Source organism: Bradyrhizobium sp. UFLA05-112 (assembly GCF_053572325.1).
In genome coordinates this window covers 36,304-60,487 of sequence record NZ_JBANBK010000054.1, presented here as the reverse complement: position 1 = coordinate 60,487, position 24,184 = coordinate 36,304, and the positions used below count along the sequence as shown (strand labels likewise).

The following is a 24,184-nucleotide window of genomic DNA, read 5'->3' as shown; positions in this document are numbered from 1 at the left end:
ACACCCTCACCGCCGCTTACCCCAGTCGCCGCTTACCCCATAGCATCTGGATTCCCCGCTTTCGCAGGGAATGACAGTTGTAGGTGGGGCGCGACCTTCCGGACGTTAATTCGCCGTCAGCTTCACACCCAGCCGCCCCGCAAGCTCCTGCACGAACTGCCAGGCGACGCGGCCGGAGCGTGAACCGCGCGTGGTCGACCATTCCAGCGCCTCGCGCTCCAGCGCCTCGTCGTCGACCTTGATGCCGAAATGGCCGCAATAGCCGTGGACCATGGCGAGGTACTCGTCCTGGCTGCAACGGTGGAAGCCGAGCCACAGGCCGAAGCGGTCCGACAGCGAGACCTTCTCCTCGACCGCTTCCCCCGGGTTGATCGCAGTGGAGCGCTCGTTCTCGATCATGTCGCGTGCGAGCAAATGACGGCGGTTGGAGGTGGCGTAGAGGATAACGTTGTCGGGCCGGCCCTCGATGCCACCTTCGAGCACGGCCTTCAGCGATTTGTAGGACGCATCATTGCCGTCGAAGGAGAGATCGTCGCAAAAGACGATGAAGCGGAAGGACGACCCGCGCAATTGCTCCATCAGCGCGGGCAGCGTCTCGATGTCCTCGCGATGAATCTCGATCAGCTTTAGTTTGTCGGAGGCTTTGCGGTCCGCATTGATGCTGGCATGGGCGGCCTTCACCAGTGACGACTTGCCCATGCCGCGCGCGCCCCAGAGCAGGGCGTTGTTGGCGGGAAGGGCGTTCGCGAAGCGCTCGGTGTTCTCGATCAGGATGTCGCGCATCCGGTCGATGCCCTTGAGCAGGAAGAGATCGACGCGGCTGACCCGCGGCACCGCCGACAGGCGGCCGTCCGGATGCCAGACGAAGGCGTCGGCACGCTCGAACGAGACGGGCGCGGCGGTCGCAGGTGCCTGGGTCGAAAGGTGCGTCGCAATGGTCTCCAGCGCACGCACGATGCGCTCCTGCGCGAGGTCGGTGGTTTGAGCCTTGGGTCGTTTTGCCGCGAGGCGGGTGGGGTTTCGGGCAGGGGTCTTAACAGCGGTCTTGGTGGCCTTCCCGGCGGCGGTTTTGCTTGGTTTTCTGGGCATGTCCGAAGTTCCTGAGAATGCAGCCTTATCGGGCCTGAGCGCCTCCCGCAAGATGGCCAAATCGTCAGTCTGGCAGCGTTGCAATTGGGACCGCTGCCGCTATAGTCCGCGCGAAATTTGACCGACCCGGCTGCCCAAAGGGGCCGATGCCGGCCTTCTCCCGTTCACGAGGATCGTCCGAATGTTCATTACCCCTGCGTATGCCCAGGCCGCGGGCGCCGGCGACACCAACAGCATGTTGATGTCGCTGCTGCCGTTCGCCCTGATCTTCGTGATCATGTACTTCCTGATTCTGCGCCCGCAGCAGAAGAAGGTGCGCGACCATGCCGATCTCGTGAAGAACATCCGCCGCGGCGACACGGTCGTGACGTCGGGCGGCCTCGTCGGCAAGGTCACCAAGGTCGTCGACGACGACCAGATCGAGTTCGAAATTTCCGACGGCGTGCGGGTGCGGCAGATGCGCCAGATGATCTCCGGCGTGCGCGCCAAGGGCGAGCCGGCCAAGGAGAGCGCCAAGGACGACTCGGCGAGCTGATCGCTCGCTCGAGCCTCGTATTCTTCTGATCTGACAGGTTCACTCGATGTTGTATTTCACGCGGTGGAGGGCGCTGGGGATCATCCTGACGGCGCTGATCGTGTGCCTCTGCGCGGTCCCGAACTTCTTCCCCGAAGCACAGGTCAAGACCTGGCCCGCCTGGGCGCAGCGCCGCCTGGTGCTCGGCCTCGACCTTCAGGGCGGGTCCTATCTGCTGCTCGAGGTCGATTCCAACTACGTCAAGAAGGAGAAGCTCGACCAGGTTCGCGACGACGTCCGCCGCGTGCTGCGTGAGGCCAAGATCGGCTACACCGGGCTGTCATCCAAGGGCGATGCGGTCGAGGTCCGTGTTAAAGATACCGACCTTCAGAACGCGCTGTCCAAGCTGCGCGACCTCTCCCAGCCGCTCGGCGGGCTGCTCGGCTCCAACGGCCAGCGCAGCCTGGAGGTCAGTGATGCCGGCGGCGGGCTGATTCGCCTGACCGTGCCGCAGGCCGCGATCACCGAGCGCGTGCGTCAGACCATCGAGCAATCGATCCAGATCGTCGAACGCCGCGTCAACCAGCTCGGCACCGTCGAGCCGGTGATCCAGCGGCAAGGCACCGACCGCATCCTGGTCCAGGTGCCGGGCCTGCAGGATCCGACCCGCCTGAAGGAGCTGCTCGGCAAGACCGCGAAGATGGAATTCCGCATGGTCGACCCCTCGGTGCCGCCCGATCAGGCGCAGAGGGGCAGCCTGCCGCCCGAATCCGAGCTCCTGATGAGTGCGAGCTCTCCCAAGGTACCGTATGTCGTGAAGAAGCAGGTGCTGGTTTCCGGCGGCGACCTGACCGATGCCCAGGCGGCCTTCGACCAGCGCACCGGCGAGCCGATCGTCAACTTCAAGTTCAACACGTCGGGTGCGCGCAAATTCGCGCAGGCCACGCAGGAGAATGTCGGCCTGCCGTTCGCGATCGTGCTGGACAACGAGGTGATCTCGGCGCCTGTCATCCGCGAGCCGATCACGGGCGGCCAGGGCCAGATCTCCGGCAGCTTCACGGTACAGTCGGCGAACGACCTCGCCATCCTGCTGCGCGCCGGCGCGCTGCCGGCGCCCCTGACCGTCATCGAGGAGCGCACCGTCGGTCCCGGCCTTGGCCAGGACTCGATCGAGAAGGGCGAGCTTGCGGCCTATGTCGGCTCGATCATGGTTATCGTCTTCATGCTGCTCACCTACCGGCTGTTCGGCCTGTTCGCCAACATCGCGGTGGCGATCAACGTTGCCATGATCTTCGGCCTGTTGTCGCTGCTCAACGCCACGCTGACGCTGCCCGGCATCGCCGGCATCGTGCTCACCGTCGGCATCGCGGTCGACTCCAACGTGCTGATCTACGAGCGCATCCGCGAGGAGCTGCGCGGCGGCCGCAACGCGATCTCGGCGATCGACGCCGGATTCAAGCGGGCGCTTGCGACCATCCTCGATTCCAACATCACGACCTTCATTGCTGCTGCCGTGCTGTTCTACATCGGCACCGGTCCGGTGCGTGGCTTCGCCGTGACGCTCGGCATCGGCATCATCACCACGGTGTTCACCGCCTTTACGCTGACCCGGCTGATCGTGGCCTGGTGGGTGCGGTGGAAGCGGCCGCAGAGCGTGCCGATCTAGGAGCCTGATTGTGACTCACTTCGTTCTCATCGGGCTTGGCGTCCTCATTGCCATCCTCACCGTGGTTGCGGCCCTCGGCCTATTGCCGTCGCTGCGAATCGTCCCGGACGATACGCATTTCGACTTCACGCGCTTCCGCCGCATCAGCTTTCCGATCTCGGCAGCGCTATCGATCGTCGCGATCACGCTGTTCTTCACCCACGGCCTGAATTTCGGCATCGACTTCCGCGGCGGCACGCTTCTGGAAGTGCAGGCCAAGTCCGGCACCGCCGACATTGCGGCGATGCGTACCGCGCTTGACGCGCTGGGACTCGGCGAAGTCCAGTTGCAGCAATTTGGCGGCCCCGAGAACGTCCTGATCCGCGTTGCGGAGCAGCCGGGCGGCGATGCTGCCCAGCAGGAGGCGGTGCAGAAGGTGCGCGGCGCGCTCGGCGACACCGTCGAATACCGCCGCGTCGAAGTGGTTGGCCCGCGCGTCTCCGGCGAGCTGCTCGCCTACGGCATGCTCGGCCTGATGCTCGCGATCGTCGCGATCCTGATCTATCTCTGGTTCCGCTTCGAGTGGCAGTTCGCGCTCGGCGCCATGATCGCCAACGTGCACGACATCGTGCTGACGATCGGATTCATGTCGATCAGCCAGGTCGATTTCGACCTGACCAGCATCGCGGCGCTTTTGACGATTCTCGGCTACTCGCTCAACGACACCGTTGTCATCTACGACCGTATCCGCGAGATGCTGCGGCGCTACAAGAAGATGCCGATGCCGCAGCTCCTGAACGAGTCCATCAACTCGACGCTGTCGCGCTCGATCATCACCCACGTCACGGTGACGCTGGCCTTGCTCGCGCTGCTGATCTTCGGCGGCCACGCCATCCACAGCTTCACCGCCGTGATGATGTTCGGCGTCGTGCTGGTCGGCACCTACACCTCGATCTTCATCGCGGCCCCGATCCTGATCTATCTCGGCGTCGGCGAACACCGCGAGGACGCCGTGGATACGGCTACGCCGGCGAAGAAAAATCGGCCATGATCCGAACCGCGTGCCCTCGCAGGAGTTTGCGAGGGCAGTAGCCCAACGCGCGATGAGGTTAGGGTGAATCATCATCGCGCTTCAGCGTGTTGTTTGAGCATGATCGTTTCGGAAAACCGCTGCACACTTTGCGCTAACGCGGCCCTCCGGGTCCGGATCATGCTCTAGTCGGACGAATCCCATGGCCGGCGATTCCAACGCTCCACATTTCCCGCGCTCGGCGCCGATCGACGCCTATGGCAAGGGCGGCTTTGCCTTTGCCGGCATGTCGCATCGCGGCTCGCTGCTGTGCCTGCCCGACGCGATCTGGGCGTGGGACGTGACCGACCCCGCCAAGATCGACCGCTACTCGCTGGAGCGGGTCTTTGCCGCGGCCAACAGCATCGACACGCTCCTGGTCGGCACGGGAGCCGGCGTGTGGCTGCCGCCGCCGGAGCTGCGCCAGGCGCTGAAGGCGGTGAGGGTGGTGCTGGACACGATGCAGACTGGCCCCGCGGTGCGCACCTACAACATCATGATCGGCGAGCGACGGCGGGTCGCGGCGGCCCTGATCGCCGTGCCATGAGTGGAGCACCGGCTGCCGACGCCGCCTTCTGTGCCGATCTCGTGCGCAGCCACGATTTCGCGCGCTACGCCGCGACCCTGTTCGTATCAGCCAATGAGCGCCGCGCCCTGCTCGCGCTCTATGCCTTCAACGCCGAGATCGTCCGCGTCCGCGATCAGGTGACCCAGCCGCTGCCCGGCGAAATCCGCCTGCAATGGTGGACCGACATGCTGGCTGGCCATGTCCATGGCAGCGCCGAGGGCAATCCCGTCGCCGCCGAGCTCCTGGTCGCGATCCGCGACTATAATCTGCCGGTCGAGCCGTTATCGCGGCTCGTCGAGGAGCATCAGTTCGACCTCTACAATGATCCGATGCCGACCATGGCGGCGCTTGAGGGGTATCTGACCGAAACGTGCTCGGCGCTGTTGTCGCTTGCCGCATGGATCTGCGCGCGGCCGTCGGAAGCGATCGATCATCTCGCCCGTCACGCCGGCTTCGCGCAGGGCATGGTGCAGGTGATCGCCAGCCTGCCGCGCGATGCCGCGCATCGCCAGCTCTTCGTACCGCAGCAACTCCTGGAAGGCCACGGCAGCACAGTCGAGGAGGTGTTTGGCGGCAAGGAGACGCCGGCGCTGCGCGCGGCGCTGGATGAGCTCACGAGCGAGGCGCGAAAGCACATCGCGACGGCGACCTCGCTGCTGGCGGAGATACCACCGCCGGCAAGGCTGGCGTTCCTGCCGCTGGCAACGGCGCGCCGCGATCTGGCGCGCCTGTCCCGCGCGGATCGCAATCCCTTCCTGCCGCAGCCGCCGTCGCGGCTAGGAACCCTGTGGACGCTCTGGCGCGCGGCGCGGTCGCGGCAATTTACTAAATAGCGGCTCCCGTATCGCCGCGGCAGGCCAGATGCCCTATATTGCCCTATGGCCGAAGCACTCGACACCACCTTGCACGACACGCCGGATTCGGCGGTCGTCCTCGCCGACGTGCGCGCGGCTGCGGACGTTGTCCGCGGCGCCATCGTCGAGACGCCCTGCAATTACAGCCGGACGCTGAGCGCGATCTGCGGCTGCGATCTCTGGCTCAAGTTCGAAAATCTCCAGTTCACCTCCTCGTTCAAGGAGCGCGGCGCCCTCAACCGCCTGACCGCGCTCTCAGCGGAGGAGCGGCAACGCGGCGTCATCGCGATGTCGGCCGGCAACCACGCGCAGGGCGTTGCCTATCACGCCAAGCGCCTCGGCATTCCCGCGACCATCGTGATGCCGGTCGGCACGCCGATGGTGAAGATCGAGAACACCAGGCATCACGGCGCCGAGGTGATCGTCACCGGCACGACCCTGGAAGAGGCCGCCGCGTTCGCGCGCACGCATGGCGAGGCGCGCCGCATGATCTTCGTCCATCCCTATGACGATCCGCTCGTCATCGCCGGGCAGGGGACGGTCGGGCTCGAGATGCTCAAGGCGGTGCCGGAGCTGGATACGCTGGTCGTCCCGATCGGCGGCGGCGGCTTGATCAGCGGCATCGCCATTGCGGCCAAGGCGCTCAAGCCGTCTTTACGAATTCTCGGCGTCGAGGCCTGGCTCTATCCCTCGATGTACAACGCCATCCATGACGGCAACCTGCCCGCGCGCGGCGACACGCTCGCCGAAGGCATCGCGGTGAAGTCGCCAGGCAGGATCACGACCGAAATAGTCCGCCGCCTCGTCGACGACATCGCGCTGGTGAACGAGGCCGAGCTCGAACGCGCGGTAGCGACCCTGATCTCGATCGAGAAGACGGTGGTGGAGGGCGCGGGCGCCGCTGGGCTCGCGGCGATCATGAGCGATCCCTCGCGCTTTGCCGGCCAGAAGGTCGGCCTTGTCCTGAGCGGCGGCAACATCGACACGCGGCTGATCGCCTCGGTGCTGACCCGCGAGCTCGCGCGCGAAGGACGGCTGACGCAATTGTCGCTCGACATCCCCGATAGGCCGGGCCAGCTCGCCGCCGTGGCGGCACTGCTGGCGGAGGCCGGCGCCAACATCATCGAGGTCTCGCACCAGCGGACGTTCTCCGATCTGCCGGCCAAGGCGACGCTGCTTCAGCTCGTCATCGAGACGCGCGATGCCGCGCATCTCGACGAGGTCATGGCCAAGCTCGGCGAATCCGGCCTGAGCGCGCGCTGTACGTGAGCCGCAGCTAGCTCGTCGGCAGATCCGCCTCGAAGTTAAACCGGTCGCGCAAATTCTTGCGCTGCTCCAGGATATCCTTCAGGAAGGCGCGGTCCTGGTCGCTCGTGATCATCGGCTCGATGAGATCGAGCTGGTTCATCGCCACGAGCTGCAGGATCTCGGTGCGCGGCTTGCCGTTGGCGTCGCGCGGCAGCGCGTGCACGACCTGGATATGCTCGGGCGGCTTTGGTCCCTTCGCAGCCGTGAGCTCGTTGCGAAGCTGGCCTTCGAGCGCCGACTGGTCCGCCTCGACGAAGGCGTAGAGCCCGACGCCGGAGCGGCGGTCGGCGAAGGCAACGATGGCGGTATCGCGCACGGCGGGATTCTTGCGGATCAAATCGACCAGCACCGGCGCGTCGTTGACGAGCCTGCGGCCACCGCCCTCGCGGTCGGTGAAATTGAAAAGACCGCGGGTGATCGCGCGATAGACCTTCTTGCCGGTGGCGAGCCAAAGGCTCGCGGCAAAGGATTTCTTGGCGAGGATCTTGCGCTCCCTGGGCGTCAGCGCCTCGGGCGCATAGGAGCGCTTGTGCTTCAGCAGATGCCGGAGATCTTCATAGGCGAGAATGCGATACAGCCGACCGCGACGCTCAAAGCAGGCGGCGAGCTGGAAATCGGTCACATAGGCGCGGCCGTCGCGGCCGACCAGCCAGTTCTGCTCCTTCGCAAGGTCGTTGTGGCAGATGCCGGCGCGGCGCAGCCGGCGCAACGCGTCCTTGGCGGAACGGAAATAGGCGACATTGCCGTGCGGCTTGGCCAGATGCAGCGCGACGCCATCGACGAAGCCGCGGACCAGCGCGCGACGCCCGGCCCATAGCAGCTCGGGGCCGACGTTCAGGCCCTTGGCCAGCGCCAGCACATGTTTCTCGCGCGCGAACAAATGGCGCGCCAGCACGAACGACCACCACGGTACCTCGTCGAGCCGGCGCAGCACCGCATCGACCTCCTCGGGCTCATTCCTGAAACGGCCGCGCTCGACGGTCGAGAACATGTCGCGCTTCAAAAGCACGCCCTCGGTCCAGCGCGCCGCGAGCACCGCGGCGTCTTCTTTGGGTAGGCTCATGACAGGCTCACGCCGCTGCGGCGATGTTTTGGTGATCGGCGATCCAGCGATCGAGATCGGCGAGCGCACGGGCGCTCAGCGCCTGCTTCTTGGCGATCGTCTTCTCGTTGCCGCGCAGCCGCGTGCCATCCGGCTTTTTGGTCGGCAGAGTCGCGAGCGGCGGGAACAGGCCGAAATTGATGTTCATCGGCTGGAACGAGCGCGTGCCCGGCTCGATCGTCTCGATATGGCCGCCGGTGATATGGCCGAGCAGTGAGCCCAGCGCGGTCGTCGCGGGCGGGCTCGTGAGCTGCTCGCCACGCGCATCCGCTGCCGCATAGAGGCCGGCAATCAGGCCGATGCTGGCAGATTCGACATAGCCCTCGCAGCCCGTCATCTGCCCTGCAAAGCGCAGCCGCGGCTGCGCGCGCAGGCGGAGCTGGCCGTCGAGCAGCTTTGGCGAGTTGAGGAAGGTGTTGCGATGCAGACCGCCAAGGCGCGCGAACTCGGCGTTCTCCAGGCCTGGAATGCTGCGGAAGATGCGCTGCTGCTCGCCATACTTCAATTTCGTCTGGAAGCCGACGATGTTGTAGAGCGTGCCGAGCTTGTTGTCCTGGCGAAGCTGCACGATCGCGTACGGCTTGGTCGTCGGATCGTTCGGATTGGTCAGCCCGACCGGCTTCATTGGCCCATGACGCAGCGTCTCGGGCCCGCGCTCGGCCATCACCTCGATCGGCAGGCAGCCGTCGAAATAGGGCGTGTTGGTCTCCCACTCCTTGAACTCGGTCTTCTCGCCGGCAATCAGCGCGGCGACGAAGCCGTCATACTGCTCCTTCGTCATCGGGCAGTTGATGTAGTCGGCGCCGTTGCCGCCGGGGCCGACCTTGTCATAGCGCGACTGGAACCATGCGACCGACATGTCGATGGAGTCGCGGTGCACGATCGGCGCGATCGCATCGAAGAAGGCGAGCGCGTTTTCATCGGTCAGTTCGCGAATCGCCTCCGCCAAGGTCGCGGAGGTGAGGGGACCGGTCGCAACGATCACATTGTCCCACTCGGCCGGCGGCAGGTCGGCGACCTCGCCGCGAGCGATCTCGATCAGGGGATGCTCGTTCAGCGCCTTGGTCACGGCCGCGGAGAAGCCCTCGCGGTCGACGGCCAGCGCACCGCCTGCGGGAACCTGGTTGGCGTCCGCCGCGCGCATGATCAGAGAGCCGAGACGACGCATTTCGGCGTGCAGGAGGCCGACGGCGTTGTTGGCGGCATCGTCGGAGCGGAACGAATTCGAGCAGACGAGCTCGGCGAGTCCGTCGGTGCGGTGGGCCTCGGTCATACGGCTCGGCCGCATCTCGTGCAGCACCACGGATACGCCTGATCTGGCGATCTGCCAGGCTGCTTCAGAACCGGCGAGGCCCGCGCCGATGATGTGTACGGTCTTGGAGTTGGATCCTGTCATGGGCGCGACAGGTAGCGCTTTTCAGTGTCGAGTGGAATCGCCGTGATGGCGTTTCTCACCCTAGAAACGACAACGCCCGCACGAGGCGGGCGCTATCGGTTGGTCCGGTCCGTGAAGGGCCAATCAGCCCTTGTAGGCTCCGGCGGCAACGCGCGGAATGTCCGAGCGGTCGAGGCCGATGTCGGCCAGCTCGCGATCGCTGAGCTGCGAGAGTTCAGCGACATTGCGCTGATAGTCCCGGAACGCGTGGATCATACGGATGAGCGAGAGCAGCATGGTAGTCTCCTGTAGTTCGATTCAACCCTTGACCTGGGCGTCATCGTTGAAATGAATATAGATGGGACTGTTGCAGTGCGGAAGTTCCGATGTTGCGATGCAGCTAAGCGAACAGCGCATAGCGACGGTAAGGATCGATTAACCGGTTGGCGATCCCGCCCGAGAGCTGGGCCCACTGGACCTGAAGTCGCAATAACATCCCGTGAAATCACGGGTTTATAGCATTTTCTGTTGGTTCCATCTGTTACAAAAATATGTCGCCGAGAGGCCCGCTGCAAGCCGCCAGGCGGAATTCGCAGCATCCCGTCCTATGCGCGAATCGCATGCATTATGATTCATAAAATTGAGTAATGGTTCACTCTTTTGTCATCTCTGAAGCCATCGACGGGAAGGCTGTTGTCGAGTCTGGGGCGTTTGGAGTGCTCAGCCAGCTTCGAGCGTGGACGGTACCGATTCCCGCACGAGCCTGGTCACTGGGCCCAAGCTCGGTCTGTGTGACCCCGACCACATCATCTTCGTTGCGGTGCACACACGCCGAGCGTGTGAGAGCGAAATTACAAAACTGTAATGAAAATCAGAAATTTCGCATGAGAGCTCTGCGCGTCGCGCAACATCACGCAATTCTCGCGGGGAATTCATTCTCAAAACTTGCGGCGGTCGACCAACAATATCATCCGCAGATTCCGGCAATGACGTCGGGCTGCGCAACAATATAAGAGAAGGAAGGTAACAATGAAGACGTTACTAGGGGTCATCGCAATCGCCGCCGTCGCATTTGCCGTCGCTCCCGCGCAGGCCGCGAAGAAGATGGGCGGATGCAGCTCTACCAATCTCGAGCAGACCGAGACCGCGATCGAGAACATGTCCGACGGCGACAGCAAGCTCACCGCGCAGAAGGAGATCGCTGCGGCTCAGGACGCGCTGCTGAACGGCAAGATGGGTATGTGCGGCGCGCACCTCAACAAGGCGATGCACGCCACCGCGGGCAAGTAAAACGACAGGGAAGCCAAGGAGGGCCGGTCGCGACGCGATCGGCCCTAATTTCTTTGAAGCTTGCTAACGCGCGATGAGATCAGCATGAACCGTCATCGCGCGTTGGGTTATTGTTTGTGCATGATCTTTTTCGGAAAACCGCTGCGCACTTTTCCGGATCATGCTTTAGGGGGCGCGCGCGAGCTGCGTCGCGAAATAGGCGACCGTCTTGGCGTAGACCTCGCTCTTATTCCATTGCTGGAGCACCGCAAAGTTGGGGCCGCCGGGCTCAAAATCCTTGCCGCGCTGCCAGCCGTAGTTCGAAAGATAATTGGCGGTCGAGGCGAGCACGTCGGTCGGGCTGTGCAGGAGGTCGCGCCGGCCATTGCCGTCGAAGTCGACGGCATATTTCATCCAGGATGACGGCATGAACTGAGTCTGGCCGAGCTCGCCGGCCCAGGCACCCTTCATTTCGTTCGGCGCGAGATCGCCACGCTGGACGATGCGCAGCGCGTCCATCAGCTCGCCGCGAAACTGCTCGGCGCGCCGGCAGTCATACGCGAGCGTCGCGAGCGAGCGCAGCGTCGGAAACTTGCCGGTATTGACGCCGAAATCGGTCTCCAGCCCCCAGATGGCGACGAGCACTTCGCCCGGCACGCCGTAGGTCTGCTCGATCCGCGACAGCACCGAGCCGTACTGCTTCATCATGTTGGAGCCGCGCTGCATGCGCGGCGGCACCATGCGGCCGGAAAACTCCTCAAAACTCTGGCTGAAGACCTTTTGCGAGCGGTCCCGCGACAGCACGCTTTGATCCAGCGTGACGCCGGCAAGGCCGGCCGTGATCGCCTGCTGCGAGATGCCCTTGGAGGCGGCTTCGGCCTTGAAGTCGGCAACCCAAGCATCGAAATTGCCGGAACCGCATGCGACTGCGGCGAGCGTGGGCCCGGCTGAAGCGATCGAGGCGGTGAGGGCGAAGGCTGCAAGGGCGAGACGAGAGATCGTCGGGGTCATCAGAACAAATCGATTCCGTGAAGTGGCATGACCGGCGGCGCGGAATGTCGGTTCCAACCGCGGCTAAAACAAGGCCCATAAACCTATGGCGTCTACTCAACTACGAGCAGGGTTAAAGGAACGATATTGGGCGAGTCCGTAAGCGATCAACCGGCGGACTCGCAGCAATGTAATTCCGTTTCACTCCGACCGATTCCGCCACGGGAACAGGTTGGCGGGAAAATCAGCCGCCGGCTTGCGTGGGCGCGGCGGCGGAGCGTCATGCCTTGCATTGGGATCCGACACGATCACCTTGCGATAGAGATGCCAGGTGGCATGGCCGAGCAAAGGGATGACCACGGCGAGACCAAGGAATGCCGGGATGGTTCCGAGCGCCAGCAGCACTGCGACGATCACGCCCCAGGCCGCCATCGGTACCGGGTTCTTCGCTACGGCGCGCAGCGAGGTCACCATGGCTTCGCCGGCGCTAGCGTGCCGGTCGAGCATCAACGGGAACGAGATAACGCTGATGCAGAGCGCGGCGAGCGCGAACAGGAAGCCGACACCGCAGCCGACCACGATCAGCCACCAGCCTTGCGGCGTGGTCAGCACGTGCTTGAGGAAGTCCGAAATGCCGGTGACGCCTTCATAGCCGAACGCCGCCACATAGATCGCCTGCGCGGTCGCAACCCAGGTCACGAACAGCGCGAGCAGGAGCGTGCCGAGCCCAAGCATGGCGCCGAAGGAGGGCGAGCGCAGCACGTCCATGGCATCCCAGGCGCTGGCGTCCTCGCCGCGTTCGCGCCGGCTGCTGAGTTCATAAAGGCCGAGCGCCGCAAACGGGCCGATCAACGCAAAGCCCGCGGCCAGCGGAAACAACAGCGGTATCACCGAATAGCCCATGGCGATGCGCGCGAGCACGAGGCCGAGCACCGGATAAATGACGCAGAGGATGATGGCGTGGCTCGGCACCGCCTTGAAATCCTCCCAGCCGCGCTTGAGCGCGTCGTGCAGATCGGACAGTTGGATGGTTCGGATGATCGGTCCAGCCGCATCAGCAGGCTGGGCCATAGGGACATTGCCCTGGTAGAGTGTGGCCATGGTCGCTTGCTCCCTTGCCGCGCGGCCGAATGCCGCGCCGGCAAACGGCGCACGCGGCCGCTCTTTCATAGACAATCGCAATTCCAGGCCAGGCGCGAAGACCGGCGGGGATCGCGAACTGAAGTGAAAGCGTACTCCCATTCGCGGGAGCTGTCCCTCACGCTTGGGTGAAATTCGATGTCGCAGTGCAACCGTGAATATGTCATTCGGTCGTCATTTCGCCGCAGATAAGCTGATGCTGTGACATGCTTCGCTCAGGCAGCGGACGCGACACAGAAACTTGGCCTACAGGTTGACACCTTAAGGCCCTTCCAACGGATCCTTTTCGGGGAGCAGACATGAGCATTTTCGGTAAAATCGTCAGCGCGATCTTCGGCAGCCATCCTGCCGCGGCTGCGCCGGCTGGCAGCGCGACCTCCGGCGAAGCACCGGCAGGCTCCGCTCCTTCAGCCTCGGCGCCGTCGGCCGCACCTTCCGCTGCGCCGTCCGCCGCTCCCGCGCAGATCGTCGACGTGGCCGCGATCGTCGATAAGGCGGTCGCCGCGCACAAGGGCGAGAAGCTGGAATGGCGGACCTCGATCGTCGACCTCATGAAGGCGCTCGACATCGACTCCAGCCTTGCCGCGCGGAAGGATCTCGCCAAGGAGCTCGGCTACACCGGCGACACCAACGATTCCGCGACCATGAACGTATGGCTGCACAAGCAGGTGATGTCCAAGCTCGCCGCCAATGGCGGCAAGCTGCCGCCGGAGATCAAGCACTGACGGCAGCACCGTCGGCGTCGAAAAAGGCCCGCGAGATCGCGGGCCTTTTTAATGCCTGGCGTTGTTTTGCCTTACGCGACGAGATCCGCATATTCCGGATGCTTGTCGAGGTAGTCGACCACGAAGCCGCAGCCGGCGACCACCTTCCTGCCATCGCGCCGGATCAATTCCAGCACGCCCTTGACCAGCTCGGATGCAATGCCGCGGCCGCGCAGCGCGCGCGGCGTCTCGGTGTGGGTGATGATCACCGCCGACGGCGTCAGCCGGTAATTGGCGAAGGCGACCTCCTGGCCGACATCGAGCTCGAAGCGGCTCTTGTCCTTGTTGTCGCGTACCGATGCCGGCATGCCAATTCCTTCCCAAGTGTCGTTGGAGGCCCTGATCTAGACGTGTGAACCCGCCTCTGCCAAGGCACGACCAAGGGAAATCATTGCAGGGGAGACATCCGTCACATGCGTGTCTCGATCGGTCTCGTGGCTTCGCTGGCGGTGCTGACGCTTGCCCGAGCTGCGCCGGCATCGGCCGCGGACGGCGAGGTGGCTGCACGAGCCTGGGACGTCTGCATTGGGACGACGATCGCGCTGGACGATCGCGTCAAGGCCTGCTCGGCGGTGATCGACGCCAAGAGCGAGACCGGCGGCAAGCTCGCCGCCGCCTATTGTAACCGCGGCCGTGGCCTGACCGAGAAGCGCGAGCTCGACGCCGCGCTCAGCGATCTCGACGAGGCCGTCAAGATCGATCCGACCTCGGCCTGTGCCTTCAACAATCGCGGCCGCGTCTTCGCCTTCAGGCACGATTTCGACCGCGCCATCGCCGACTATGATCAGGCGATCAAGCTCGATCCGTCGTTGGCGATTGCCTACAACAATCGCGGCGAGTCCCGCTACAACAAGGGCGACCTCGACGGCGCGATCGGTGACTATGGCATCGCGATCAAGCTCAATTCCAACTATGCCTTGGCTTACGGCAACCGCGGCCTGGCCTTCTATCGCAAGCGCGACATGCCGCATGCGCTCGCCGACTACACGACGCGCATCAAGCTCGCGCCCGATCTGCTCGCCTATATCGACCGCGGCAACGTCTATCGCGACAGCGAGCAGCTCGATCGCGCCGCCGACGACTATGGCGAGGCGATCCGGCTGGCGCCGACCGATGCGCGCGGCTGGCGCAACCGCGGCCTGATCCGGCTCATTCAGGGCGATAACAGAGGCAGCGTTGCCAACTACGACAAGGCGCTGCAATACGATCCCTCGGATGCGTTTTCCTGGAACAACCGCGGCCAGGCCAGGATGCGGCTCGGCGACAAGCAGGGCGCGATCGGCGACTTCCGCAAGGCGCTGGAGTTGAGACCAGGCCTGCCGACCGCACACGAGGCGCTGCAGAAGCTGGGCTCGCCGTAGGCGTGGGCTCCGTTCATTCAACGGCTCCGCGCGTCCGGCGATAGCATTTGGACCTGGGATCACCGAGCGCGTTTCAATGCTTGGCGAGGAAGACCTATTGCGACCTTCATGATCTGCGGAGTCATTTTTGCAGCGGTGATCTTGGCTTGGATCGAATTCTGACAGGCCGTCTGCGCACTCCCTCTTTGTCAAGGATGACTTCCGCTTCTCCGCCTGGGGCGCTGGATTGTCGTTTGCGCGCTGCCGCCTCGCCGGCAAAAAACCACCGGTCCGCTCTTGCAACCGTGCTGCCGGTTCCCACGTCTTGGTGTAGGACATACGCCCGAATGCGGCCGGCAGGGTCGCTGAACATTCGGAGTGTCGTGATCGCCAGCCGCCGACGTATGCCTCTTTGTAGGAGGTTACGATGTCGGACTTTGGTTATCTGAATACTCATCGAACATGGGAGGACTGGTGCGGGATGCTGCTCGGCGCGCTGATCGTTGCCTCGCCGTGGTTTCCCGTCCAGGATCAAGCGGCGATCGTCGGACACCAGGTGCTGATCCTGAATACGGTCGCAGTTGGCCTGGTCGTGTTTGGCCTCGGCCAGCTCGAATATGTCGCGTTGCAGCGCTGGCAGGAGGTGGCGACGATCCTGGTCGGGTTCTGGCTGATCGTCTCGCCCTATGTCCTCGGCTATTCCGGCGAGGGCGTTCTGCGCGTCTACCATACCAGCCTCGGCGCGCTGGTGGTGCTGCTCGGCATTCTCCAGCTCTGGCAGGATTGGGAGCTGAGCGATCAGGACATGCTCAAGCACGGGCAGTAGGCATGTGCGTCCGCAAGGCCCGTCGCGAGATCGGCGGCCCTGCGGTCGCTTATCTCTTCACGAGATCCGCGTAGTCTGGATGTTTTTCGATCCAGGCCTTTACGAACGGACATTGCGGGATCAGCGCCAATCCTGCGGCGCGAACCTGGTCGAGCGCGCCTTGCACCAGCTTTGAGCCGACGCCCTTGCCGCCGAGCTCTTTCGGTACCTCCGTATGCTCGAAGGTGATGACGTTGCCGTCGAGCCTGTAATGCTCGGTGGCGAGATGGCCTTCCACCTCGAGTTCGAAGCGGTGATGGCCCCTGTTGTCGATGACGTCGCTCATGTCGTCTCCCGTCAGCTCTTCAGCGAGCCAATCAGCATCTTGCGGATCGACCAGGCTTGCCCGTCGGATGAGCCCGTGATGTCGTCGATCTTCCAGCCATTGGCCTCGCGCACGAACTCATAACGCACGACCTGGTCGGTGGTTTTGCGGTCGTTGCGATGCCCGGTGATGGTCACCGCGATCGTGGCCTTGTCGGCCTCGAGAGTCTCCGTGTCGACCTTGAACGACTTGACGTCGGGTTCCTGCGAATTGGTGACGGGATCGAAATCGACCGGCCCGACATCGCCCTTCGGCGTGTGCGCGTCGGCCTTGGCCCACAGCGCGACCAGCGATTTCGAGAGATATTTTGCCTTGGCGGCCTTGCTCTCGATGATGAAGGCGCCCCCGCCAGCGCCCTTGCCCTTGGCGGCGCGGGTGTAGATCGCGGTCAGGATCGCGACGGGGTCGTTGGCCGAGGGGGCTTGCGCGGCGGCCGCATTGACGGTGGCGAGAAGCGAGGCTGCGACGAATGTGCGGCGGGTGAGCATGGGATGTCCTGAGATCGGTTCTACCCGCGCTTATAGACCGGAATGTCCGGCCGGCGGCATATCTCAGTAGAGTATTGCGGTGGCGGATTGGTTCAATCGGCCGCCTTGGCGAGACGCGAATCCTCCGCAGGCTGCGGCCGCAGGCAGCCCTTGCAGATGACGAGCGATCGCTTGACCCGTGACTCCTCGTCGGCCTCGATACCGTCCTGGGCCTGCCACCACTCCTTCGAGTATGGCTGGAGTGCCGCGACCGACTTGTCCTGCTCGTTTCGGGCGGCGGTCCGCGACGTGTGCGCTGGCTTGGGTTGATTGGGATCCTCACCAGCACCGTCCCAGGCATAGCGCGCCGGAGCGAAAGCGGGATCGGACGCAAGCCGCGCTTGCGGGGCCGCGGCACATCCGGCGAGTGCCAGCGACAACAGGAGAAAGGCGGGCGCTTTGGACATGGTGCGGAACTCTGTACGCGGAGAGAGTTCAAGGTTGCGCCGATCATGTTTAAGATTCCCTCAACGACACGCTGATCAGGAATGCCAACAGGGCGCGGCGCGTGCTATCCGCTTCGAGCTGCATGGCGGCTATTGCGGCGGGCACGGCTCGCCATCCTGCTTCAAGGAGAAGGCGATCTCGACGACGCCATTCGCGTTCAAGATGCCGTAATGAGGCTCTGCGGCGAGCGGCCTTGCGGCGCCGCCGATGATGGCGATAAATGGACTGCGAATAGCGGTCCGCCTACGCGCCGTCCGCCAGCCAAGAGGAAGCCCATGCAGCCACTGCGGATGTCGCGCCGCGTCATGAACCTTGCTTACATGCTGACCCAGAATGCGCGGCGGCACGGGTCGCGGCCGGGTTTCGTGTGGGGCGATAGATCATGGAGCTGGCGCGAGATCGACGCGCAGACCTCCGCGCTCGCAGCGGCGCTTGCCGCGCGCGGCATCATCAAAGGCGACCGTGTCCTCGTCCATTCCAAGAATGGCGACGAGATGTTCTTCTCGATGTTCGCCGCATTCCGCCTCGGCGCGATCTGGGTGCCGACAAATTTCCGCCTGATGCCGGACGAGGTCGCCTATCTCGCGCAGGCTTCGGGCGCCAAGGGATTCCTGTGCCATGGCGATTTTCCCGAGCATGCCGCAGCCGTGACCGGCGGCGCGCTGGAGTTCATTTGGCGCATTGGTGACGGCGTGTTCGGTGAGACCACCGTTGCGCAGGCGATCAACAGGTATGCCGGTGCCAAGATCGAGAACGTCGCCGTCGAGCATGACGATCCCTGCTGGTTCTTCTTCACCTCCGGCACCACCGGCCGTTCCAAGGCGGCGGTGCTCACGCATGGCCAGATGGGTTTTGTGGTGACCAATCACCTTGCCGATCTGACGCCGGGCACCACGGAGGCGGATGCATCGCTCGTGGTCGCGCCGCTGTCGCATGGCGCCGGCGTGCATCAGTTGATGCAGACCGCGCGCGGCGCGTGCACCGTGCTGCTGCCGACCGAAAAATTCGACATCGGCGAGGCGTTCCGCCTGATCGAGACGCATCGCGTCGGCAATCTCTTCACCGTACCGACGATCCTGAAGATGATGGTCGAGCATCCCGCGGTCGACAAATTCGACCATTCCTCGCTGCGCCACGTGATCTATGCCGGCGCGCCGATGTATCGCGAAGATCAGAAGACCGCGCTGAACAAGCTCGGCAAGGTCATCGTGCAGTATTTTGGCCTCGGCGAGGTCACAGGCAACATCACCGTGCTGCCGGCGGCGCTGCACGACGTCGAGGACGGCCCGCACGTCAAGATCGGCACCTGCGGTTTCGAGCGCACGGGCATGCAGGTCTCGATCCAGGATGATGAGGGGCGTGAGCTTGGGGCCAACCAGAGCGGCGAGATCTGCGTGATCGGGCCCGCGGTGTTCGCCGGCTACTACGATAACCCCGAGGCCAATGCGAAGTCGTTTCGCAACGGCTGGTTTCGCACCGGCGATCTCGGCCACATGGACGAGGAGGGCTTTGTCTACATCACGGGACGCGCCTCCGACATGTACATCTCCGGCGGCTCCAACATCTATCCGCGCGAGATCGAGGAGAAGATCCTGACGCACCCCGCGGTCGGCGAGGTTGCCGTCCTCGGCGTGCCAGATCCAACCTGGGGTGAAGTTGGCGTTGCCGTTTGCGTTGCGCGCGAAGGTGCAAAGCCCGTGAGCGAGGCGGAGATGGCCGCCTTCCTTGGCCCCAAGGTGCCGCGCTACAAGATGCCGAAGCGCTTCTTCTTCTGGGAGGCGCTGCCGAAGTCGGGCTATGGCAAGATCCCCAAGCGGATGGTGCGTGACGAGCTCGAGGCGCGCGGCCTGCTCGATCTCGACAACAAGCAGGCGGGCTGAGCGCAGATCATGCGGAGCATCAAGCAGCCGGGCTCACCGGTCGCGGAGCGCATCCAGTGGGTGGAGGCGAGGGGACGGGCCTTTTCGTTCAGGCTCGAGGCCGGCATGCCGCTGCTGGAAGCCGCGCGCCGCGGCTTTGCGGCGCAGGGGTTTGCAGGCGGCGTGCTCAACTTCGGTCAGGGCGCGCTCGGCCCGTTCGCCTACGTGATGCCGGCGCTGTCGAAGACTTCTGAGAACGCTGCGTTCTACAGCGAGACCTTTCGCCCCCAGGGCGTGACACGGGTGAAGCTCGGCAGCCTGACGCTGGGCAGGCGCGACGGCGCGCCGTTCTTTCATTGCCACGGGCTCTGGACCGAGGCGGATGGCCGCGCCAGCGGCGGCCACATGCTGCCGGAGGAGACTGTCGTCGCCGAGCCGTTCGAGGTTGCAGCGTTCGGCATCGACGGCGCGGTGTTCACGGCGGAGCCGGACGGCGAGACCAATTTCAAGCTGTTCGGGCCGGTGGCCGCTGAGGCTAGCGGCGCGCGCAGCACTGCCCGCGCCTTCGCATTGCGGCTGCGGCCAAACCAGGACTTCGCTGGGGCTCTCGAAGGCTTTTGCCGGGAGCACGGCATCGCGCGTGCGAAAATCCATGGCGGCGTCGGCTCGACCATTGGCGCGCGCTTCGTCCATGGCGGTGTGACCGAGCCGTTTGCGACCGAGCTGGCGGTAACGGCCGGCGCGATCGCCCCGGGACGCTCTGGTGCGCTGGAGGCGGAGCTCGATGTTGCCCTGGTCGACTACACCGGCGGCCTCGCCGAGGGCCGCCTCGTCCGCGGCGACAATCCCGTGCTGATGACCATGGAGCTGGTGCTGGAGGCACTGGACTAGGGCACGACCGGGGCTTGTGGCCGGGCGAAAATGCCACTTCCCTGTACATATTGTTCCTGTTATGTTCCGGTCGATGACCGGATCTGACAGCAACTGGGGACTCGGATATGGGCAGAAGAGGCAATCGCACGATCAATTTGCCCGCTCCCTATTTGAAACGAGTCTGGCTTGAGCCGTCGAAGATATCCAATCGGGAATCTTATCCGTTTTGCCTTCCCATCTTCGCCGATGACTTCGAGCTCAGCTTTGAAGCCCCCATCACCATCATCGTCGGAGAGAACGGCACCGGGAAATCCACGATCCTGGAGGGCGTTGCGGCGCTTGCCGGCTACGACGACGCCGGCGGCGGCAAGGGTTATATGCCGGTCGATCACTCCCAAGCGCTGGAGAAGATGGGTGGTCAATTGTCGAAGGCGCTGCGCGCGAGCTGGCTGCCCAAGATCACCAACGGTTGGTTCTTTCGTGCCGAAAGTTTTTTCACAGTTGCGAGATATCTCGATCAGGCTGCGCGCGACGTCGGCGCGGTTGGCCCTGACTTCCTCTCCCACTCGCATGGCGAAGGTTTCCTGCGCTTCTTCGAGGAGCGTTGCCAGCGCCAGGGCATCTTCATCTTTGACGAGCCGGAATCCGCGCTCTCGCCGGCGCGCCAGATCGAATTCCTGAAGCTGCTGCGGCGGATGGAGGACTCCCGCATCTGCCAGGTCATCATGGCTACGCACGCGCCGATGCTGATGGCCTATCCCAATGCGACCTTGTTGCGACTGACCAAAGGCGGACTGGAGCCGGCGACCTTATGGGAGATCGACCATTTCAAGGTGCTGCGCGAGTTTTGCGACGATCCGGCCGGATTCATCGATACGGCGCTCCAGGACGAGTAGGGGGCTCAGGACAGGGGGGTGAACACGCCCCCCAGACCACCGGCTACCACGAGGGGCCTCGATCCCGTCGAAAACTGCGCTACGATGGCCGCAGCGTGCGTCAGTCGCGTAAGAGACCAACGATACACATTTGAGGACACGACATGAGGGTGACGAAGAGGACGGCGCTGGCCGTTGTGGCGGCGCTGGCGGTGGGGACGACGGCCCTGACGGCAGCCTGGGCGCACGGGCCGACCCGGCAGAAGGTGCGGGAATCCATCGAGATCAACGCACCGCAGGCCAAGGTGTGGGCGGTGATCGGCAATTTCCAGGACATGAGCTGGCTCGCCGGCGTCAGCAAGACCGAGGGCGAGAAGGGCAATGAGATCGGGGCGACGCGGCGGCTGACGCTTGCCGGCGGCGCCACCGTCGACGAGGAGCTCTATAAGTTCGAGCCCGACATGATGAGCTATTCCTACCGGATCACGGCGGTCGACGTGAAGGTGCTGCCGGTCACCAACTATTCCTCGACGCTGACGGTGTCGCCAGCGCCCGAAGGCAAGACGAAGCTGGAATGGGCCGGCGCGTTCTATCGCGGCTTTCCCAACAATGACCCGCCGCCGGAGCTCAGCGACGAGGCCGCGGTGAAGGCGGTGAGCGGGCTCTACAAGGGCGGCCTCGAGGCGCTGAAGAAGAAGATCGAGAGCGGAAGCTGAAGCGTGCGCGTTCTGGTGTTGGCGGCGCTGGCCGCCAGCTTCGCGACGGGGCTCGGCCGGGCCTCAGCCGAGGAGGCGTTCGTCACCAACCAGCTCAGCGACGATCTCACGGTGGTGGATCTCGCGACCTCGCGAGCCGTCGCCACCATCGCGATCGGCGGCAAGCCGGCGGGCGTGGCCGTCTCCGCCGACGGTCGTTTCGCCTATGTGACGAGCCCTGATGGCAAGGCGTTGACTGTGGTCGATGCCGCGGCGCGCAGTGTGGTTGGCCGGGTCGACGTCGGCGGCGGCCCGCTCGGTATCGCCGTGGCGCCGGATGGCAAGGTCGTCTACGTCGCCGACTGGTACGCGGCTGCGGTGCGCGTGATCGACCCGCAGGCGGAGGGCGTCGTGGCGAGCATTGCGGTCGGCGCCTCGCCCTCCGGGCTTGCGGTGACGCCGGACGGGAAATTGCTCTTGTCGGCGGATCGCGACGACGACAACGTCTCCATCGTCGACACCGCGACGCGCGAACGGCGCGCGGTCGTCAAGGTCGGCACGCGGCCGTTCAGCGTTACCATCGATGCCGATGGTAAGCGAGCGTTCACGGCGAATGTCGGCTCGAACGACGTCTCCGTGATCGATATCGCCGAGGCGCGGGAGACCGGTCGCGTGCCGGTGGGCATGCGGCCCTATGCCGTGGCGCTGGCTTTGGGCCACGGCTTCGCCACCGACCAGTATGGCGGCACCGTCAGCGTGTTCGATCTCGCGACGCTGAAACCCGTCAAGCGCATCAATGTCGGTGACTATCCGGAAGGCATCGCCGCGACCGCCGACGGCAAGCGCATCATCGTCGCGAATTGGGAGAGCAACACCCTCAGCATCATCGATGCCGTCGAGCTGAGGGTGATCGGCGAGGTCAAGGTCGGCGACGGCCCGCGCGCGTTCGGGGCGTTTCTCAGGCGAACTGAGTAGGGGACGGTAGCCCCGGATGAGTGAAGCGACGTGCGGGAGTAGTGATCCCGAATATCGCTGCACTGATCCCGGCTACGACACGCATCACGCGTTTGCCGTGCGCAATCCCCGTCGCCACGGTGTGACGGTGACGCCGTGCGCGGCATCGAGCACATGCGCTTCACCTGGATTCATCCCATGCGCCGCAAGCACCTCATGCGGTGTCCGCTCAGGCACACCGACGAAGCAGCCTTCGCCGCCGGGCAGGCGCACCTGCGGGGCTTCCGAGAGCCAGAAGGTGTCGTAGCGGTCCATGAACATGTCGAATACGACGGGGCCGCCGATGATCGCGACCGTGCCCGAGGACACGTCGGCGAAGGCGCATGCCTCCTCGAAGCTCGCGCCAAGCGGATTCCACAGTGTCGCATTCGGCATCTCCGGATCGACCGCGAGCGCGGCGATCTTGCGGGTCAGGATCAGCCGCTTTCGCTTGGGCGAATTCGGCTGTCCTTCATGCGAGTGTCGGCCGTGCACGATCAGCGCGGCACGATCGAGCGACTGCTCGAAGAACCTCTTGTCGCCCTCGAACTTCAGGCTGTCGGGCATGACGTGGCGCGCGTCGGCAAGCATGCCGTCGGCGGAGACGATGACGTAGCCTTCGAAACGGAAAGACAACGGCGCGACTATTCCGAGACCGTCGTCACCACGCTGTTGACCGGGCGCTGGCTCACCGTCGGCAGCTTGACGTCCTTGAGCAGCTCCTGGTCGTATTCGGGCAGCGTCGACACCGGGCTCTTCGCGCGCATCGCCACGACCTTGTAGCCGCCGGCCTTGAGCTGCTGCAGCAGCGCGGGCAGCGCTTCGGCGGTGTGCTTCTGGAAGTCGTGCATCAGGATGATGCCCTTGCCGAGCTTGGTCAGCTTCTTCATCACGGTGTCGATCACCTTCTCGGGCTTGGAGGCCTTGAAGTCGAAGGAGTCGAGATCACAGGAGAAGATCGCGATGTTGCGGTTGCCGAGATAGGTGACCATCTCCGGCGGATGTTGCAACGCCGGGAAGCGGAAGAACGGCGAGGGCGAGATGCCGCCGAGCGCCCATTTCACTGCGGAGAACCCCTTCTCGATCTCGTCCTTCTTCTGCTGGTCGGTGAGCTTCTTGTTGTTGAGATTGGCATGAGACCAGGTGTGCGCGCCGACGGTGTGGCCGGCCGCGTAGACCTTCTTCAAGATCTCCGGCTCGTAGGTCGAGTGCTTACCGATCGGGAAGAAGATGCCGGTGGTGCATTCATCGGCCAGCGCCTTCAGCACCGCGGGCGTGTTGTTCGGCCAGGGACCGTCGTCGAAGGTCAGCACCACCTCGTGGTCGCGCAGGAAGTCGAGCTCCTTGAAGTGCTCGAAGCCGAACCCCGGACCACCCGTGGTGTCGATCTCGACGGTGCGGGCGACGCCGAGCGCATTGGGATTGCTGCAGGCGGCGCGTGCTGGCTGCGCGCCTTGTGCCGCCGCTGGCGAGCTGGCGGCCGCGGTGGGAGCAGGGGCCGCCGCCGGCGCTGCGGCGGGGGCGGCTTGCGTGGCTGCCGCGGGCTTCGCGGCCGGGGTCTGCGACCATGCGGCGCTCGCCATCGCAAGAGAGATTGCGCTCGCCAAAATAAGTCCTGCCGCAACACGCATGATGTTGTCCTCGATAGAATGATCCCGTTGTTCGGCCGTAGCTTTTTTGCCGCTGTCCGAACCTGTC

General features: G+C 64.4%; 27 protein-coding genes. 15 read left to right on the top strand and 12 right to left on the bottom strand.

Features of this window, described 5'->3' with window-relative positions; genetic code table 11:
• Positions 1-105: 105 nt before the first annotated feature.
• On the bottom strand, positions 106-1,089 hold the full coding sequence (locus SO180_RS27655) for an ATP-binding protein (RefSeq protein WP_449381992.1): 984 nt from the start codon (positions 1,087-1,089) through the stop codon (positions 106-108).
• A gap of 181 nt (positions 1,090-1,270) precedes the next feature.
• Here SO180_RS27655 and yajC point away from each other — a divergent pair, with 181 nt between their 5' ends.
• From yajC to SO180_RS27625, 6 genes are all read left to right on the top strand, one after another.
• On the top strand, positions 1,271-1,624 hold the full coding sequence (gene yajC / locus SO180_RS27650; protein WP_027527361.1) for a preprotein translocase subunit YajC: 354 nt from the start codon (positions 1,271-1,273) through the stop codon (positions 1,622-1,624).
• A 46-nt stretch (positions 1,625-1,670) separates the two neighbouring features.
• A complete protein-coding gene (gene secD, locus SO180_RS27645) occupies positions 1,671-3,269 on the top strand; it encodes a protein translocase subunit SecD (protein WP_449381991.1) in 1,599 nt (532 codons plus the stop codon).
• Between the two features lie 10 nt (positions 3,270-3,279).
• A complete protein-coding gene (gene secF, locus SO180_RS27640) occupies positions 3,280-4,299 on the top strand; it encodes a protein translocase subunit SecF (protein WP_449381990.1) in 1,020 nt (339 codons plus the stop codon).
• A 181-nt stretch (positions 4,300-4,480) separates the two neighbouring features.
• Entirely contained in the window at positions 4,481-4,864 is a 384-nt protein-coding gene (locus SO180_RS27635; protein WP_449381989.1) for an Mth938-like domain-containing protein, read from the top strand.
• Positions 4,861-5,718, top strand: a complete 858-nt coding sequence (locus tag SO180_RS27630; protein WP_449381988.1) for a phytoene/squalene synthase family protein — start codon at positions 4,861-4,863, stop codon at positions 5,716-5,718. Before SO180_RS27635 ends, SO180_RS27630 begins: the two co-directional genes overlap by 4 nt.
• A gap of 45 nt (positions 5,719-5,763) precedes the next feature.
• On the top strand, positions 5,764-7,008 hold the full coding sequence (locus tag SO180_RS27625; protein ID WP_449381987.1) for a threonine ammonia-lyase: 1,245 nt from the start codon (positions 5,764-5,766) through the stop codon (positions 7,006-7,008).
• 7 nt (positions 7,009-7,015) lie between these two features.
• On the opposite strand, the gene SO180_RS27620 is transcribed toward SO180_RS27625, so the two are convergent.
• From SO180_RS27620 to SO180_RS27610, 3 genes are all read right to left on the bottom strand, one after another.
• Positions 7,016-8,110, bottom strand: coding sequence for a serine/threonine protein kinase (locus SO180_RS27620; RefSeq protein ID WP_449381986.1), 1,095 nt, complete (start codon positions 8,108-8,110; stop codon positions 7,016-7,018).
• A gap of 7 nt (positions 8,111-8,117) precedes the next feature.
• On the bottom strand, positions 8,118-9,545 hold the full coding sequence (trmFO, locus tag SO180_RS27615) for a methylenetetrahydrofolate--tRNA-(uracil(54)-C(5))-methyltransferase (FADH(2)-oxidizing) TrmFO (RefSeq protein ID WP_449381985.1): 1,428 nt from the start codon (positions 9,543-9,545) through the stop codon (positions 8,118-8,120).
• A gap of 123 nt (positions 9,546-9,668) precedes the next feature.
• Positions 9,669-9,821 (bottom strand): DUF1127 domain-containing protein, encoded by a 153-nt coding sequence (locus SO180_RS27610; protein WP_084801802.1) that lies wholly within the window; start codon positions 9,819-9,821, stop codon positions 9,669-9,671.
• 732 nt (positions 9,822-10,553) lie between these two features.
• Here SO180_RS27610 and SO180_RS27605 point away from each other — a divergent pair.
• On the top strand, positions 10,554-10,814 hold the full coding sequence (locus SO180_RS27605; protein WP_449381984.1) for a hypothetical protein: 261 nt from the start codon (positions 10,554-10,556) through the stop codon (positions 10,812-10,814).
• A 165-nt stretch (positions 10,815-10,979) separates the two neighbouring features.
• Here SO180_RS27605 and SO180_RS27600 read toward each other — a convergent pair whose 3' ends face one another.
• Both SO180_RS27600 and SO180_RS27595 read right to left on the bottom strand, forming a co-directional pair.
• A complete protein-coding gene (locus tag SO180_RS27600) occupies positions 10,980-11,804 on the bottom strand; it encodes a lytic murein transglycosylase (RefSeq protein ID WP_449381983.1) in 825 nt (274 codons plus the stop codon).
• Positions 11,805-11,984: 180 nt separating this feature from the next.
• Positions 11,985-12,884, bottom strand: coding sequence for a DUF2189 domain-containing protein (locus SO180_RS27595; protein WP_449381982.1), 900 nt, complete (start codon positions 12,882-12,884; stop codon positions 11,985-11,987).
• A gap of 338 nt (positions 12,885-13,222) precedes the next feature.
• Here SO180_RS27595 and SO180_RS27590 point away from each other — a divergent pair, with 338 nt between their 5' ends.
• A complete protein-coding gene (locus SO180_RS27590; RefSeq protein WP_449381981.1) occupies positions 13,223-13,648 on the top strand; it encodes a DUF3597 domain-containing protein in 426 nt (141 codons plus the stop codon).
• A gap of 71 nt (positions 13,649-13,719) precedes the next feature.
• Here the strand turns inward: SO180_RS27590 and SO180_RS27585 are convergent, their stop codons facing one another.
• Complete coding sequence (locus SO180_RS27585) at positions 13,720-13,995, bottom strand: GNAT family N-acetyltransferase (protein WP_449381980.1); 276 nt, start codon at positions 13,993-13,995, stop codon at positions 13,720-13,722.
• 105 nt (positions 13,996-14,100) lie between these two features.
• Here SO180_RS27585 and SO180_RS27580 point away from each other — a divergent pair, with 105 nt between their 5' ends.
• Together SO180_RS27580 and SO180_RS27575 are read left to right on the top strand one after the other, a co-directional pair.
• Entirely contained in the window at positions 14,101-15,048 is a 948-nt protein-coding gene (locus SO180_RS27580; RefSeq protein WP_449381979.1) for a tetratricopeptide repeat protein, read from the top strand.
• Positions 15,049-15,454: 406 nt separating this feature from the next.
• A complete protein-coding gene (locus SO180_RS27575) occupies positions 15,455-15,853 on the top strand; it encodes an SPW repeat protein (protein ID WP_449381978.1) in 399 nt (132 codons plus the stop codon).
• A gap of 49 nt (positions 15,854-15,902) precedes the next feature.
• Here the strand turns inward: SO180_RS27575 and SO180_RS27570 are convergent, their stop codons facing one another.
• The 3 genes from SO180_RS27570 to SO180_RS27560 form a co-directional block, all read right to left on the bottom strand.
• Complete coding sequence (locus SO180_RS27570; protein WP_449381977.1) at positions 15,903-16,178, bottom strand: GNAT family N-acetyltransferase; 276 nt, start codon at positions 16,176-16,178, stop codon at positions 15,903-15,905.
• An 11-nt stretch (positions 16,179-16,189) separates the two neighbouring features.
• Entirely contained in the window at positions 16,190-16,705 is a 516-nt protein-coding gene (locus SO180_RS27565) for a DUF3828 domain-containing protein (protein ID WP_449381976.1), read from the bottom strand.
• Positions 16,706-16,797: 92 nt separating this feature from the next.
• Entirely contained in the window at positions 16,798-17,151 is a 354-nt protein-coding gene (locus SO180_RS27560; protein WP_449381975.1) for a hypothetical protein, read from the bottom strand.
• Positions 17,152-17,466: 315 nt separating this feature from the next.
• Between SO180_RS27560 and SO180_RS27555 the strand changes: the two genes are divergently transcribed.
• From SO180_RS27555 to SO180_RS27535, 5 genes are all read left to right on the top strand, one after another.
• Complete coding sequence (locus SO180_RS27555) at positions 17,467-19,071, top strand: acyl-CoA synthetase (RefSeq protein ID WP_449381974.1); 1,605 nt, start codon at positions 17,467-17,469, stop codon at positions 19,069-19,071.
• 9 nt (positions 19,072-19,080) lie between these two features.
• Positions 19,081-19,941 carry a PCC domain-containing protein gene (locus SO180_RS27550; protein ID WP_449381973.1) on the top strand — a complete coding sequence of 287 codons (861 nt, stop codon included), beginning with the start codon at positions 19,081-19,083 and terminating at the stop codon, positions 19,939-19,941.
• A gap of 107 nt (positions 19,942-20,048) precedes the next feature.
• On the top strand, positions 20,049-20,819 hold the full coding sequence (locus SO180_RS27545) for an AAA family ATPase (protein WP_449381972.1): 771 nt from the start codon (positions 20,049-20,051) through the stop codon (positions 20,817-20,819).
• Positions 20,820-20,962: 143 nt separating this feature from the next.
• Complete coding sequence (locus SO180_RS27540) at positions 20,963-21,514, top strand: SRPBCC family protein (RefSeq protein WP_449381971.1); 552 nt, start codon at positions 20,963-20,965, stop codon at positions 21,512-21,514.
• A gap of 3 nt (positions 21,515-21,517) precedes the next feature.
• A complete protein-coding gene (locus tag SO180_RS27535; RefSeq protein WP_449381970.1) occupies positions 21,518-22,468 on the top strand; it encodes a YVTN family beta-propeller repeat protein in 951 nt (316 codons plus the stop codon).
• A gap of 84 nt (positions 22,469-22,552) precedes the next feature.
• Here SO180_RS27535 and SO180_RS27530 read toward each other — a convergent pair whose 3' ends face one another.
• On the bottom strand, positions 22,553-23,122 hold the full coding sequence (locus tag SO180_RS27530) for a dihydrofolate reductase family protein (protein ID WP_449381969.1): 570 nt from the start codon (positions 23,120-23,122) through the stop codon (positions 22,553-22,555).
• Positions 23,123-23,130: 8 nt separating this feature from the next.
• Entirely contained in the window at positions 23,131-24,117 is a 987-nt protein-coding gene (locus tag SO180_RS27525; protein WP_449381968.1) for a polysaccharide deacetylase family protein, read from the bottom strand.
• Positions 24,118-24,184 lie beyond the last annotated feature (67 nt).